This window comes from Caballeronia sp. dw_19, assembly GCF_018449515.1.
Taxonomy (GTDB): domain Bacteria; phylum Pseudomonadota; class Gammaproteobacteria; order Burkholderiales; family Burkholderiaceae; genus Caballeronia.
In genome coordinates, this window is the sequence record NZ_JAAVUQ010000036.1 from 65022 (window position 1) to 78825 (window position 13804).

12 protein-coding genes and 1 tRNA gene are annotated in these 13804 nt (G+C 60.2%); 5 read left to right on the forward strand and 8 right to left on the reverse strand.

The genetic code is table 11. The features are described 5' to 3' along the window. Window positions 1-347 precede the first annotated feature (347 nt). Window positions 348-905, forward strand: a complete 558-nt coding sequence (locus HB376_RS32450) for a YhbY family RNA-binding protein (protein WP_213767747.1) — start codon at window positions 348-350, stop codon at window positions 903-905. Window positions 906-975: 70 nt separating this feature from the next. Here the strand turns inward: HB376_RS32450 and HB376_RS32455 are convergent, their stop codons facing one another. The 7 genes from HB376_RS32455 to gloB all read right to left on the reverse strand — a co-directional run bounded on the left by HB376_RS32455 (window position 976) and on the right by gloB (window position 10920). Next, window positions 976-1497, reverse strand: coding sequence for a DUF4149 domain-containing protein (locus tag HB376_RS32455; protein ID WP_213767748.1), 522 nt, complete (start codon window positions 1495-1497; stop codon window positions 976-978). Beyond that, window positions 1497-1973 (reverse strand): transcription elongation factor GreA, encoded by a 477-nt coding sequence (greA, locus tag HB376_RS32460; RefSeq protein WP_213767749.1) that lies wholly within the window; start codon window positions 1971-1973, stop codon window positions 1497-1499. The genes HB376_RS32455 and greA overlap by 1 nt, the downstream gene beginning before the upstream one ends. Before the next feature lie 153 nt (window positions 1974-2126). Continuing rightward, window positions 2127-5381: a carbamoyl-phosphate synthase large subunit gene (carB, locus tag HB376_RS32465; RefSeq protein ID WP_213767750.1), complete on the reverse strand. Its 3255-nt coding sequence runs from the start codon at window positions 5379-5381 to the stop codon at window positions 2127-2129. A gap of 57 nt (window positions 5382-5438) precedes the next feature. Continuing rightward, window positions 5439-6587 (reverse strand): glutamine-hydrolyzing carbamoyl-phosphate synthase small subunit, encoded by a 1149-nt coding sequence (gene carA / locus HB376_RS32470; RefSeq protein WP_213767751.1) that lies wholly within the window; start codon window positions 6585-6587, stop codon window positions 5439-5441. Between the two features lie 364 nt (window positions 6588-6951). After that, window positions 6952-8187 carry an MFS transporter gene (locus HB376_RS32475; protein ID WP_213767752.1) on the reverse strand — a complete coding sequence of 412 codons (1236 nt, stop codon included), beginning with the start codon at window positions 8185-8187 and terminating at the stop codon, window positions 6952-6954. Window positions 8188-8294: 107 nt separating this feature from the next. Further along, window positions 8295-9959 carry a transglycosylase SLT domain-containing protein gene (locus tag HB376_RS32480; RefSeq protein ID WP_213767753.1) on the reverse strand — a complete coding sequence of 555 codons (1665 nt, stop codon included), beginning with the start codon at window positions 9957-9959 and terminating at the stop codon, window positions 8295-8297. A gap of 157 nt (window positions 9960-10116) precedes the next feature. Continuing rightward, a complete protein-coding gene (gene gloB, locus HB376_RS32485; protein WP_213767754.1) occupies window positions 10117-10920 on the reverse strand; it encodes a hydroxyacylglutathione hydrolase in 804 nt (267 codons plus the stop codon). Window positions 10921-10938: 18 nt separating this feature from the next. Here gloB and HB376_RS32490 point away from each other — a divergent pair, with 18 nt between their 5' ends. The 4 genes from HB376_RS32490 to HB376_RS32505 all read left to right on the forward strand — a co-directional run bounded on the left by HB376_RS32490 (window position 10939) and on the right by HB376_RS32505 (window position 13145). Beyond that, window positions 10939-11784, forward strand: coding sequence for a class I SAM-dependent methyltransferase (locus tag HB376_RS32490; protein ID WP_213767755.1), 846 nt, complete (start codon window positions 10939-10941; stop codon window positions 11782-11784). Next, entirely contained in the window at window positions 11784-12242 is a 459-nt protein-coding gene (gene rnhA, locus HB376_RS32495; RefSeq protein WP_089159174.1) for a ribonuclease HI, read from the forward strand. The genes HB376_RS32490 and rnhA overlap by 1 nt, the downstream gene beginning before the upstream one ends. An 11-nt stretch (window positions 12243-12253) precedes the next feature. Next, window positions 12254-12991, forward strand: coding sequence for a DNA polymerase III subunit epsilon (gene dnaQ / locus HB376_RS32500; RefSeq protein WP_213767756.1), 738 nt, complete (start codon window positions 12254-12256; stop codon window positions 12989-12991). A 79-nt stretch (window positions 12992-13070) separates the two neighbouring features. Continuing rightward, window positions 13071-13145, forward strand: a tRNA-Val gene (locus HB376_RS32505). Window positions 13146-13481: 336 nt separating this feature from the next. Here HB376_RS32505 and HB376_RS32510 read toward each other — a convergent pair. Further along, window positions 13482-13733 carry a hypothetical protein gene (locus HB376_RS32510; RefSeq protein ID WP_213767757.1) on the reverse strand — a complete coding sequence of 84 codons (252 nt, stop codon included), beginning with the start codon at window positions 13731-13733 and terminating at the stop codon, window positions 13482-13484. Window positions 13734-13804 lie beyond the last annotated feature (71 nt).

Genomic DNA, 13804 nt, shown 5'->3' on the forward strand with positions numbered 1-13804 from the left:
TTGCTGGGCAACTTATTGGCCAACTTACGAAGCAGCCTTCGTCGATGTGGACAGCCGAAGTGGCTAGCCGATTCCTGCGCCGTTGCGCCCTGTGTTTGCCAGCGACGTTTGCCGGAGGCCCGCGGCTGATAATGTGCTTCGGGCTTATCTGGCAAGGGGCGGCGTCCGAGCTCCGGCGATTAAAGATTCGTTAAAATCAAGTCCGTTGCTCGCCGTACCGCCTCGCGCCGTCCGTCATTTTCTTGAGCAAGGCGTCCCGCCCTGCCCGTCTTTGTTTTGCAAATTGCGACCGTTTAGCCGCTTTTACGCTACGGCGCCTCTCATTTTAGTCGAGTCCGTTACTTCTCATGCCAGCTCTTAAACTTTCTCCCGCCCAACGCGCCGACCTGCGCTCCCTGGCTCACGCGCTCAAGCCCGTTGTACTTGTTGGCGGCGAAGGGCTGACCGAGGCCGTGCTGGCCGAGATCGAGGTGCACCTTGCTGCACACCAGCTCATCAAGATCCGCGTGTTCGGCGATGACCGCGATGCCCGCGTCGCAGCCTACGCTGAAATCTGCGACAGGCTGAACGCCGCGCCAATCCAGCAAATCGGCAAGTTGCTTGTCGTGTGGCGGCCGGAAAGCGACGAAGCTGCCGCCAAGCCTTCGCGCGCTGCCGGTGTCCGCGGCGCCAATCGCATAGCGCCTCCGAGCGCCGGCGAAGCCGCTGCCGAAAGCTCGTCGAAGGGACGTGCGCCGCGCGTGGTCAAGGTCGTCAAGATCACGCGTGACGCACCTGTCGTCCGCAAACCGAAGAAGCAAAAGCTGTTGGTTCGCGGCAACGAACGTGTGACGGCTGGCGGCAACGTCAAACGCGCAAAGAAGCGTCTGCCCAGCGCCAAGCGTCACCATCAATCGTCGAAATAAGCCTTTCCGCGTTCATCTGGGAAGCAAAAAGCCGGCGACACCCGATACCCTCGGGTGTCGCCGGCTTTTTTTAACCGCGCGCCCGACGTGCCGCGACGCTGGCTGTCTTTCCCTTCGGAATGACCGTTTGCGCCGGAAACTTTCCTGGCGGCAGGCGCCAGAACAGCACCAGTCCCAGCACGCTCTCCAAAAGGTAGAACGCGCTCGACACCCCATGCAGCATGCCAAAACGGCTTGCATACGGCGATTGCGCGAGTTCCATGCCGCCTTCCTGAGCCGCTACCCGCAGCGCATTCATGAACGGCTGAAGCGCAAAATAGCCGATCAGCACGCACAGCAGCATGCCCGCGATGACCCAGCGGGTCCGCTTGTATTCGGCGAAACCCGTTCGAACGAGGCGGTTAGCCAAAACCAGCAGCAGCAGCGCGCAGATCACGCCGAGGAATCCCTCGATGCGAAACAGTTGCGCCGCAACCGATCCCGCCGATGTCCGGTCAAGCATGCTGAACAACACCGGTGCCGCCACGAACCCGAGCGTCAGCGCGCTGCCGACCCAGATCATGGCGATGATCCGAAAGAATCGATGAGCCATCAGACGTACTTGACCGCGATAATTTCGTACTCGCGCGCGCCGCTCGGAGCCTGCACCGACGCCACGTCGCCCTCAGTCTTGCCGATCAGCGCACGCGCGATGGGCGAGCTGATGGAGACCAGCCCATGGTCGATATCCGCTTCGTCGTCGCCAACGATCTGGTAGGTGACCGCGTGGCCCGTGGCCGTCTCTTCCAGTTCGACGGTCGCGCCGAAGATCACGCGGCCGTCGGCTTCCACGGTAGTCGGGTCAATGACTTGCGCCCCGGCCAGCTTCGACTCGATCTCCGCGATGCGGCCTTCGATAAAGCCCTGCTTCTCCTTGGCCGCGTCGTATTCGGAGTTTTCCGACAGATCGCCCTGCGCGCGGGCTTCGGAGATCGAATTCACGACAGCCGGACGCTCCACGGATTTGAGGCGTTGCAATTCGTCGCGCAGCAACGCTGCGCCGCGTTTAGTCAAAGGAACTGTGCTCATAAACAACTCATTACGCAAAAATGCAGACGTAAAAAAATTACCGCGGTTAAGTGCATCTCCCGGTAAAAAAGGGAGACGCCGCTTAACCGCGGCCCTTGAAACTTAGACTTCACTTGGAGACTGCTGATACTGCTGAGACTCGAATCAGAAGCCTTAGTTTAGGCGAGCATGGAGTCCTTGTAAATCATAGACTTCCAGGTCCTTCAGATATCGCAGTCCTTCGACGGCCGCGCGGGCGCCCGACATGGTCGTGTAATACGTGACCTTGTTGGCTTGCGCGCTCATCCGGATCGAGCGGGAATCCGCAATGGCGGCACGGGTTTCGTCGACGGTGGTGAAGACCAGCGCAATTTCGCCGTTCTTGATCATGTCCACGATGTGCGGCCGGCCGTCTTTCACCTTGTTGACCACCTTCACCGGCACGCCCGCGGCCTGGATGGCCGATGCCGTGCCCTTGGTCGCCACGATCGGGTAGCCGAGCTCATGCAGCATGGTCGCGACCTCCACGGCCTTCTGCTTGTCCGCGTCCATCACGGTCAGGAGAACTGTGCCGCTTTCCGGCAAGCGCGAGCCGGCCGCAAGTTGCGACTTGAACAGCGCTTCGCCGAACGTGCGGCCTACGCCCATGACTTCGCCCGTCGAGCGCATTTCCGGTCCGAGCACGGGATCGACAGCCGGGAATTTCACGAACGGAAACACCGCTTCCTTGACGCTGAAATACGGCGGAATCACTTCCTTCGTGACGCCCTGATCGACGAGCTTCTGACCGACCATCGCCCGGGCAGCAATCTTCGCCAAAGGCAAACCGGTCGCCTTCGATACATACGGCACCGTCCGCGAAGCACGCGGATTCACTTCGAGTACATAGATCACGTCCTGCTTCGAGCCGTCTTCCTGCACCGCTTGCTGGATCGCGAACTGCACGTTCATCAGGCCGATCACGTTCAGCGCGCGCGCCATCGCGCCGGTCTGGCGCTTGAGTTCGTCGATGGTTTCCTGCGACAGCGAGTACGGCGGCAACGAACATGCGGAGTCGCCCGAATGGACGCCCGCCTGTTCGATGTGCTCCATCACGCCGCCGATAAACACCGCCTCGCCATCTGAAATACAGTCCACGTCGCATTCAATTGCGTCGTTCAGGAAGCGGTCGAGCAGCACCGGCGAATCGTGCGAAACCTTGACCGCTTCGCGCATGTAGCGTTCGAGGTCGCGCGGTTCGTGGACAATTTCCATTGCGCGGCCACCGAGCACGTACGACGGACGCACGACCAGCGGATAACCGATTTCTTCGGCCAGGCGCAGCGCTTCGTCTTCGGCACGTGCCGTGCGGTTCGGCGGTTGACGCAGGTTCAGGTCTTGCAGCAGCTTCTGGAAACGCTCGCGGTCTTCAGCGGCATCGATCATGTCCGGCGACGTTCCGATGATAGGCACGCCGTTCGCTTCCAGGTCCAGCGCAAGCTTCAACGGCGTCTGACCGCCGTACTGCACGATCACGCCAACCGGCTTTTCCAGATCGACAATTTCAAGCACGTCTTCCAGCGTCAGCGATTCGAAGTACAGACGGTCGGACGTGTCGTAGTCGGTGGAAACGGTCTCGGGATTGCAGTTGACCATGATGGTTTCATAGCCGTCTTCGCGCATCGCCAACGCTGCGTGCACGCAGCAATAGTCGAACTCGATGCCCTGCCCGATCCGGTTCGGGCCACCGCCCAGCACCATGATCTTCTTTTTATCGGTCGGATTCGCTTCGCACTCTTCCTCGTAGGTCGAGTACATGTAGGCGGTTTTCGTCGCGAATTCGGCCGCGCACGTGTCCACGCGCTTGTAGACCGGACGCACCTTCAATGCGTGCCGATGTTTGCGCACAGCCGTTTGATCCGAGCCGAGCAACTTGGCGAGGCGACGATCCGAGAAACCGCTCTGTTTCAGGTACAGCATTTCGTCTTTGGTCAGGCTCTCGATCGTGCGGCCGCTCAGCGCCTTTTCCTTCGAGACGATCTGTTCGATCTGCGCGAGGAACCACGGGTCGATAGCCGTTTCTTCAAAGATTTCTTCGGCGCTCAGGCCAAGACGGAACGCGTCGCCCAGGAACCAGATTCGGTCCGGACCCGGCTCGCCAATTTCGCGAATCACTTCGTCACGGCTGGTGGTCTTTTCATCGAGTCCATCCACTCCTACTTCCAGTCCGCGCAGCGCCTTCTGGAACGATTCCTGGAACGTGCGGCCAATCGCCATCACTTCGCCAACCGACTTCATCTGCGTTGTCAGGCGCGCATCGGCTTCGCGGAACTTTTCGAACGCAAAACGCGGAATCTTCGTGACCACATAGTCGATGGTCGGTTCGAACGACGCCGGCGTCTGACCGCCCGTGATCTCGTTCTTCAGCTCATCGAGCGTGTAGCCCACGGCCAGCTTCGCCGCGACCTTGGCAATCGGGAAACCCGTCGCCTTCGATGCCAGCGCCGACGACCGCGACACACGCGGATTCATCTCGATGACGACCATGCGACCGTCTTTCGGGTTGATCGCGAACTGCACGTTCGAGCCGCCCGTATCCACGCCAATCTCGCGCAGCACGGCGAGCGATGCGTTACGCAGGATCTGGTATTCCTTGTCGGTCAGCGTCTGGGCCGGCGCGACCGTGATGGAGTCGCCGGTATGCACGCCCATCGGGTCCAGGTTTTCGATCGAGCACACGATAATGCAGTTGTCCTTGGTATCGCGGACCACTTCCATCTCGAACTCTTTCCAGCCCAGCAGCGACTCTTCGATCAGCAACTCACGCGTTGGCGACAAATCCAGTCCGCGACGGCAAATTTCTTCGAATTCTTCCTTGTTGTACGCAATCCCGCCGCCCGATCCGCCCAGCGTGAACGACGGACGAATCACGGTCGGATAACCGCCGCTGCCCGTCAGCGCGGCAATTTCCGCCTGCACTTGCAGCGCTTCTTCCATGGAATGCGCGATGCCCGACTTGGCCGACCCGAGGCCAATCTTCGTCATCGCTTCCTTGAACTTCTGGCGGTCCTCGGCTTTATCGATAGCTTCCGGCGACGCGCCGATCAGCTCGACCTTGTACTTTTCCAGCACGCCGTGGTGGAACAAATCCAGCGCGCAATTCAGCGCGGTTTGTCCGCCCATGGTCGGGAGGATCGCATCGGGGCGTTCTTTATCGATGATCCGCTCAACGACTTCCCACGTGATCGGCTCGATGTACGTGACGTCGGCCGTGTTAGGGTCGGTCATGATCGTCGCGGGATTGCTGTTGACGAGAATGACCTTGTAGCCTTCCTCGCGCAGCGCCTTGCACGCCTGCGCGCCCGAATAATCGAACTCGCACGCCTGACCGATGATGATCGGTCCCGCGCCGATGATGAGGATGCTCTTGATGTCTGTCCGCTTCGGCATAACTGCTCTCAATGATTGTGGTGCTATGTTCTGTCTTTGCGTGTCTAGCGTAACTGTTTAAGCTGCGACTTTTTGCGCTGCCATCAGGCCGACAAAGCGATCGAACAAGTACGCAATATCGTTCGGTCCCGGCGACGCTTCCGGATGGCCCTGGAAGCAGAACGCGGGTTTATCGGTGAGCGCAAAACCTTGCAGCGTGCCATCGAACAACGACGTATGCGTGACCTTTGCGTTGGCCGGCAGCGTGGCGGCATCGACGGCGAAACCGTGATTCTGCGACGTGATCACCACGCGGCCGTTCTCAAGATCCTTCACCGGATGATTCGCGCCGTGATGGCCCGTTTTCATCTTCATGGTCTTGGCTCCTACGGCCAGACCCATGATCTGGTGACCGAGGCAAATACCAAACGTAGGAATGCCACGTTCGATGAATTCGCGCGTCGCGCGGATTGCGTAGTCGCACGGTTCCGGGTCGCCGGGGCCGTTCGAGAGGAAGATACCGTCGGGGTTCAGCGCGAGGGCGTCGGCGGCGGTAGACTCAGCCGGCAGCACGGTGACGTGGCAACCGCGCTCGGCCAGCATGCGCAGGATGTTGTACTTCACGCCGTAGTCGAACGCGACCACGCGGTACTTCGGCGCTTTCTGCTCGCCGTAGCCGCTTTCCAGACGCCATTCGGACTGCGTCCATTCGTACTTTTCTTTCGTCGAGACGACCTTCGCGAGATCCATCCCCGACAAACCCGGGAACGAACGCGCGAGTTCCAGAGCTTTCGCCTCAGCGTCGGCACCCCCGCCAGCGAGAATGCAGCCGTTCTGCGCGCCCTTGTCACGCAGGATACGCGTGAGTTTGCGAGTATCGATGTTCGAAATAGCGACGACGTTTTCCGCTTTCAGATAGTCGGCGAGGGATTGTTCGGAGCGGAAATTCGAGGCGAGCACCGGCAGATCTCGAATGATCAGGCCGGCGGCATGGACTTTGGTGGATTCGACGTCTTCAGCGTTCACACCGACATTGCCGATGTGCGGATACGTCAGGGTAACGATTTGCTGGGCGTAGCTCGGGTCCGTCAGGATTTCCTGATAACCGGTGATAGCGGTGTTGAACACCACTTCGCCGATCGTGTGACCGGACGCGCCGATCGAATGACCACGAAAAACCGTGCCGTCGGCGAGTGCGAGGATTGCGGGAGAGAATGACGGCAACACGGGAAGCTCCTTTGGAACACCCTGTTTGCCGACCTGTCATCCGACCGTGGGGTCGCGCGCGGCCGTGAAGTGGCGCGCGCAGACCCGCATCGCGTTCGATTGCGTCGGGCGCAAGACCCGCCGGTTTCCCTGATCGGGCTCCAATGACGGGAGGCGCGAATCAGGCGTTTGGCGGGATGCGCGCGTGTTGCAAGGCGCGGCGGATGAACGGTGAGTGGGAGGTAGGCGCTAGGGTGTAGGTTGATTTGCTCAAACCTTCGAATTATAGCCCGAAAACGCCCTTCCCTCCAAATTTGAGACGCATCATATGCAAGACGCGTTCCAGGTCAGGCGCTGTGGGCCTTGTCCAGCGGGCATGCGGCGATCATGACGGCACGCCGCCGCGCTTTTCGAGAACGCTGCTCGGCAGGACATACCAGATGGCACTGGCGATCTGCAGAGCGATCAGCACGCCCCACACGCTCAAATGTGCCGCGGCTGGGTAATGGCCGCCCTGGGTTGGCCAGCGCGACAGCATCGCGCCTATGCCCACCTGCAAGCCGAAGATCAGGATGAACAGGACAAGCGTGAGCGTGCTGTGCGCGCGGCCGATCATGTGCGTCGGGAAGTATTCGGCCATCACCGCATAACTCAGGATGCCGGTTCCGCCGAAAACGCCGTAACACGCAATCAGCAACGCCGGCGCAATGGGTGCACGCACAAGCATCAGCACCTGCACAAGGACGAACAGCCCCATGCCAAAACCGCAGAACGCGTACACGGTGACACCGCGCTTTTGCAGGCCGCGCGCCGCCACGCCGAAACCCACGCAGCCGATCATCATCGCAATGCCAAGCACCGATACCAGCACTGCTGCGTATTGAGCGCTCAGGCCCATGACATCGAGGAGATAAGGCCTTATCCATAGCGACTGCATGGCGTAGAAAACACCTTGCGTGACGACCGAAAACGACGCGATCTTCCAGAACGCGCCGCTGCCAAGAATGTGCCACGTGCCCTTGAACTGCGTGAGCATGTCGGCTTTGCGATGCACGCCGTCGCGATGTTCCGGCGCGAACAGGAAGATTGCTGCCGCGACCGCGAGGGTCATGACCACCAGACCGTAGCAGACGTTGCGCCAGTCGGTCACGCCGAGCAGGAGGGCGAGCGGCGAACCGACCACCACGCCGCCGAGGCCGCCCACCGCCATCACAAGGCCGTTGACCATCGGAAGTTGTGCCACGGGCAGGATTTGCGCGAGCGCCTTGAACGCTGCGCTCATGCAGACGGACACGCCCACACCAATCAGCAGCCGCCCCAGCATCATGGCGCCGATGCCGTGCGCCGCACCGAACACGCCGATGCCAAGTGCCGCGAACAACAGCATGCCCGCGGTGACGCGGCGCGGGCCGAAGCGATCGAGCAACATGCCCACGGGAATTTGCGCCGCTGCAAAACCAAGAAAATACAGCGACGTGAGCAAGCCAAGATCCGCCCCCGACAAACCCAGGTCGTGCGTGATGTAGGGCGCGAAGCCGAGATTCACCCCGCGGAACACGTACGAGACGAAATATCCGGCGGAAAACAGAAAAAAGACGCGAAGCCCAGCGGAAGACGTCATGTGCACAGAGCAGGGGTTTTTATATGAAGCGGCAGTTTAACGCGCACGCTCAATTGAAAACGCCGTCACCTTGGTGACGGCGTGGATTCTTGACCGCGCAGACAGGTTTATTGTTTCTTCTTTTTATCTGTCGACTTGGTTGATTTCGTGGTTTTGGATACTGCCGTAGGCCTTACCGCCGCCGATTTGACTGCTTTGGACGGTGCGCCGAATTGTTCAGTCACGCGCGTCGCCCTGACGGGACCGCTGGTTTTGCCGCCACGCGCCGTGCTCTTCGATTCCGGCACGTGCGTGCCGATCCGTGTCACACCGCCCCTGTTCCGGCTTGACGCAGCCACCGTTTCCACGCGCACCGGACCGGGTTCAGCCGGGACAGCACGCCCAACCGGCACGTGCAGCACGATCAACTGGCCGGGCATGACGGAATCGCGGCGAGTACGGTTCCAGCTTTTAACCTGCGAGATCGACACGTTGTAGCGATCCGCAAAAGTCGACATGGATTGTGCGCGGCGAACGCGGATCAGCATCTTGCGGGTATCGGGAACGTCCGGTTCAACGGCCAGCATGGCGCTTTCGGCGACGTCGGCGCTGATGTCTTCGTCGTCGTCATCGCTGCGCGGCACCACGATGGTCGAGCCCGCCTTCAGCCGCATGCCCGCCGGAATGCGGTTCACCGACATCAGCGTGTCCGCGTCCACGCCAATTTTCTGCGCGATGACCGCGGGCGTTGCCCGTTCACTCACCGTATAAGTCGTCCACGACGACAATTGGCCCGAATACGACTTCAGGTTCTTCTGGAAGGCGCTGGCGTTATCGAAGGGCAGCAAAATCTGCGGACTCGTTGCGCCAAGAATCACCGGTTTCGCAAACGATGGATTCAGCGAGCGGAACTCCTCCACCGTCATGCCGGCTAGCTTGGCGGCCATCGTCACGTCCATGTCGCGCGACGTGGTGACCGTCACGAAATACGGGTGATTTGGAATGTCCGGAAGCGTCAGCCCATACATTTGCGGATTAGTGACGATGTTCTTCACCGCCTGCAGCTTCGGCACGTAATTGCGTGTCTCGTTCGGCATCCGCAGGCTTTGATAGTCCGTCGGCAAGCCCATCGCCTCGTTTTTAGCGATAGCCTTCTGCACATTGCCCTCGCCCCAGTTGTACGCGGCGAGCGCCAGATCCCAGTCGCCGAACATGTCGTGGAGGCGCGAAAGATAGTCGAGCGCCGCGCTGGTCGATGCCAGCACGTCGCGCCGCTCATCCTGAAACATGTTCTGCTTCAGGTTGTAATCGCGGCCCGTGCCCGGCACGAACTGCCACATACCCGCAGCCTTCGCGACCGATAACGCCTGCGGGTTATAAGCCGATTCGATAAACGGCAGCAACGCGAGTTCGGTCGGCATGTGCCGCTGTTCGAGTTCCTCAACGATGTGATACAGGTATTTTTGCGAGCGGCCCGTCATGCGCTCGACGTAATCCGGGCGTTGCGCATACCAGTTCACCTGCATGTCGACCAGGTCGCTTTGCAAATCGGGAATCTGGAAACCACGGCGGATACGGCCCCACAAATCGCCGTCGGGTCCGCTAAGTGAATCGAGCGACGTCTTGTCGACGTTGATCGTTTCCTTGGCGGCGGCAGTCTTGCGGATGGTGTCTGCTACGGCTTGCTGATTCTGGGCGGAAGGAAGTGAAGAAAGGGAGTTGGTCGCTGTCGGTCCCTGGCTGGCACAAGCAGCCAATGTCAGGACGAGTAGCGCGCTTAAAATCAATCGCATGAACGTCTCGGATTCCAAAAAATGTGCTTGGAAATTTGGACCCGATAGTACGGAACCGCACTCATCACGTCAATATAAATGCAAAAAACACTGCAAAATCCGGGGCCTGCAATGGTTTTCAACGTTTCAGATGAAGATAACCGCAGGCCGGCACGGGTTAGCGAAATTTGTCTTTCCAGCCGCGCATCAGTGTGAAGGCGTCGAGCCGGTCCCGCACCGGGCGCTCGAACTGGGCGGCAAGCGTGGCCTGCACGCTTTTTTCTCCGGCACGCAGGAACGGATTCACGCTTCGTTCGTGCAGGAGCGTGGTCGGAATGGTCGGCTGGTTGCGCTCGCGCAGGCTCTGCGCTTCCTTCTGCCATTGCGCGAGCGCCGCGTTGTCCGGCTCGGCCGCGCGGGCGAAACGGATATTCGAGAGCGTATATTCGTGGGCGCAGTGAACCAGCGTGGCGTCGGGGAGCGCGGCGAGCGCGTCGAGTGAATTCAGCATTTGTTGCGGCGTGCCTTCGAACAGACGGCCGCAACCGCTTGCGAACAAGGTGTCGCCGCAAAAGAGATGCGGCGTGCCTTGCGGATCGCCCGGCTGGAAGTACGCGATGTGTCCGGCAGTATGTCCGGGTACGTCGATAACCGAGCATTCCAGCGCCGGACTCGCGATACTGACGTGATCGCCCTGCTTCACGCGCCGCGTCAGATGCTCGATAGCCTCGCCAGCCGGGCCGATCACCGGGATTTCTCCATCGGCCGATCGGCTAACGCGCAGTTTTGCGACGCCGCCGACGTGGTCGTGATGGTGGTGCGTGAGTAAAATAGCGGTTAGCCGCCAACCGCGTTTCGTCAAATAGGCTTCGACGGGCGCGGCGTCGCCAGGATCGACCACGACGGCATTGTGACCATCCGACACCAGCCAGATGTAGTTGTCTTCGAACGCCGGAACCGGCACGTACTCAAGCGTTTTCATAAGGCGACTCACCCGAACATGTCAGAGCGAACAATTATAGACTGGCCCGCCTGGACACTATCCGCGCCCGGCCGCTATGTGCTTGAGTGGGAGCAGGCACAGCTCGACCGCGTGGTGTCGGATATTTTCGGCTATCACGCGCTGCAACTCGGGCTGCCCGGGCTCGACGCGTTGCGCGAGAATCGCATGCCGTATCGAGGCCTCGTGCTCGATACGGCCAGCGCCGCCAGCGCGCCTTTCACGTTGCCCCCGCCGGTTTCGGCCGAGGCGCGGCCCGGCGTGACGTCGCTGCCGTCGGCGAGCCGCGGCCTGCACGCGCCGGAAGGACGCAGCGCCGTGTGGTGCGACCTGCTCGACTTGCCGTTCGAAGCGCAGAGCGTCGATTTGCTGGTCATGCCGCATACGCTCGAATTTACGAGCGACCCGCACCGGTTGCTCAGAGAAGCCGAGCGTGTGCTGATGCCTGAAGGGCAGTTGATCATCCTGGGCTTTAATTCCCTGAGCCTGTGGGGTGCGCGGCAATCGCTCGGCAAGGTTGCGGGCAAGCCGTTCGTCCCGTCCGCACACGAAATGATCGCGTTCACGCGGATCAAGGACTGGATCAAGCTGCTCGGATTCGACCTTGAACGCGGGCGCTTCGGCTGCTATCGTCCGCCTCTCCTGACCGAACAATGGCTGGCGCGCTATCAGTTCATGGAAGCCGCCGGCGACCGCTGGTGGCCCATTTTCGGCGCCGCCTACATGATTACGGCCATCAAGCGCGTGCGCGGCATGCGCCTGATCGGGCCGCGCAAGCTGAAAAAACCTGCCCTCGCACCGGGCCTCGCGCCGGTCGCCACGCCGCATACACGCAACGAGCATTGATGACCTTAGACACCACAGACAAAGTAATCGACATTTATACCGATGGCGCCTGCAAAGGCAATCCTGGCCCTGGCGGCTGGGGTGCGCTGCTGCGTTTCGGCGATCAGGAAAAGGAACTGTTCGGCGGCGAAACGCCAACGACCAACAACCGCATGGAACTGATGGGCGTCATTTCGGCGCTCGAAGCGCTCAAGCGGCCGTGTCGCGTGGTCATTCATACCGACTCGCAATATGTCCAGAAGGGCATCAGTGAATGGATCCACGGCTGGAAAAAGAAGAACTGGATGACTGCGGCGAAAACGCCCGTCAAGAACGCGGATCTCTGGAAGCGGCTGGATGCGCTGGTGGTTCAACACCAGATTGAATGGCGCTGGGTGAAAGGCCATTCAGGTCATCCGGAAAACGAACGCGCCGACGCGCTCGCGAATCGCGGCGTCACTTCACTCGCCGAAGGTTAATTCTTATCTCTATGCGCCAACTCGTACTCGATACCGAAACTACCGGCCTCAACGCCCGCACGGGCGATCGCATTATTGAAATCGGCTGCGTCGAGCTTGTGAATCGACGGCTCACCGGCAATAACCTCCACTTCTACGTGAATCCAGGACGCGACAGCGATCCGGGCGCGCTCGCGGTGCACGGCCTGACGACGGAATTCCTCAGCGATAAACCCAAGTTCGCCGATATCGCCGCCGAGTTGCGCGACTTCGTGGCGGGTGCTGAGCTGATCATTCACAACGCGCCGTTCGACGTCGGTTTCATGGACGTGGAGTTCGGCCTGGTCGGCATGCCTGGCGTGAAGGAAGTGTGCGGCGGCGTGATCGACACACTCGTGCAGGCGAAGCAGATGTTCCCCGGCAAGCGCAATTCACTTGATGCGTTGTGCGACCGGTTTGGCATCAGCAACGCGCATCGGACGCTGCATGGCGCCCTGCTCGACTCGGAATTGCTGGCAGAAGTTTATCTGGCGATGACGCGCGGCCAGGAAAGCCTGGTGATCGATATGCTCGGCGAGATGCCGGCGACGGGCGAAGGCCACGCGCCACGTATTGCGCTCGATGATCTGCAGTTGCCGGTGCTGGTGGCATCGGAGGAAGAACTGAGCGCGCATCTCGCTGTCCTCGATGATCTCGATAAGGCGGTCAAGGGAACAAGCGTGTGGCGGATCGAGACGGTGATTGCGGTTGAGGTAGCGGCGGGTTCCTGATTCCGGCAACACGATTATTGAAGTGCTCAAAGATTCGCTTTACGAGACGAGCAAGCTCTGACATAATCCAAAGCTCTTCGGGTGGTTAGCTCAGCGGTAGAGCACTGCCTTCACACGGCAGGGGTCACAGGTTCAATCCCTGTACCACCCACCAGGATTTCGCGGTTGAGTTTGCATCGCGTTGAAAAAGGCCCTCAGGCAAATGCTTGAGGGCCTTTTTCTTTGTGTGACCTACTTCGCAGGGATGCCATCCAATTCCTGCCAAACTTTGACGCGCGTTCGCTACCCGGATCGACCGTCCCGCGACGCAGGCACAAGACCGTTAGAAAACGTAGCGCGTTGAGCCTGGACGGAAAAGGATTGCGGCGGACGCAGCGCGACACCGCCCTTCGGATCCGATAACCCGGACTTGTTTAACAACTCCGGGGTGGTTATCGATTTGGCGGTGTCACGGTAGATTTCAAAAACGTATGATCTGGGCCGTATGCCCTCACGTGAACAGGGTCGGCAGCTTTGCCGCGCTCAATTTCATCATCGTGCCAGCCAACACGAAGAACTTGAAGCGATCAGGCACTTTCGCTGCGGACCCAACCTGATGTTCGCTAACAGTGCCGAATGTTTTTTTCGGCGTGCCTGAGTTAATGCGCCACCGCATCTGCTGATAGAGCAGCGTGCAAATACGTGGCGATAGGGCGCGACCGCATAAGGTCAAAACCATTCTGAGCAAGCCATTCGCATTCATCCGGTGCATCGATCAAAGCCCGCGCCCGGTTCGGCAAGTCGGCGTAACTGGAAAACGCCACGGCTTGGCTT

Bases quoted from the DNA above. Each gene is read 5' to 3' on its own strand.
- HB376_RS32450 (WP_213767747.1), top strand. From the start codon at position 348: ATGCCAGCTCTTAAACTTTCTCCCGCCCAACGCGCCGACCTGCGCTCC.
- HB376_RS32455 (WP_213767748.1), bottom strand. From the start codon at position 1,497: ATGGCTCATCGATTCTTTCGGATCATCGCCATGATCTGGGTCGGCAGC.
- greA (WP_213767749.1), bottom strand. From the start codon at position 1,973: ATGAGCACAGTTCCTTTGACTAAACGCGGCGCAGCGTTGCTGCGCGAC.
- carB (WP_213767750.1), bottom strand. From the start codon at position 5,381: ATGCCGAAGCGGACAGACATCAAGAGCATCCTCATCATCGGCGCGGGA.
- HB376_RS32475 (WP_213767752.1), bottom strand. From the start codon at position 8,187: ATGACGTCTTCCGCTGGGCTTCGCGTCTTTTTTCTGTTTTCCGCCGGA.
- HB376_RS32480 (WP_213767753.1), bottom strand. From the start codon at position 9,959: ATGCGATTGATTTTAAGCGCGCTACTCGTCCTGACATTGGCTGCTTGT.
- gloB (WP_213767754.1), bottom strand. From the start codon at position 10,920: ATGAAAACGCTTGAGTACGTGCCGGTTCCGGCGTTCGAAGACAACTAC.
- HB376_RS32490 (WP_213767755.1), top strand. From the start codon at position 10,939: ATGTCAGAGCGAACAATTATAGACTGGCCCGCCTGGACACTATCCGCG.
- rnhA (WP_089159174.1), top strand. From the start codon at position 11,784: ATGACCTTAGACACCACAGACAAAGTAATCGACATTTATACCGATGGC.
- dnaQ (WP_213767756.1), top strand. From the start codon at position 12,254: ATGCGCCAACTCGTACTCGATACCGAAACTACCGGCCTCAACGCCCGC.
- HB376_RS32510 (WP_213767757.1), bottom strand. From the start codon at position 13,733: ATGAATGCGAATGGCTTGCTCAGAATGGTTTTGACCTTATGCGGTCGC.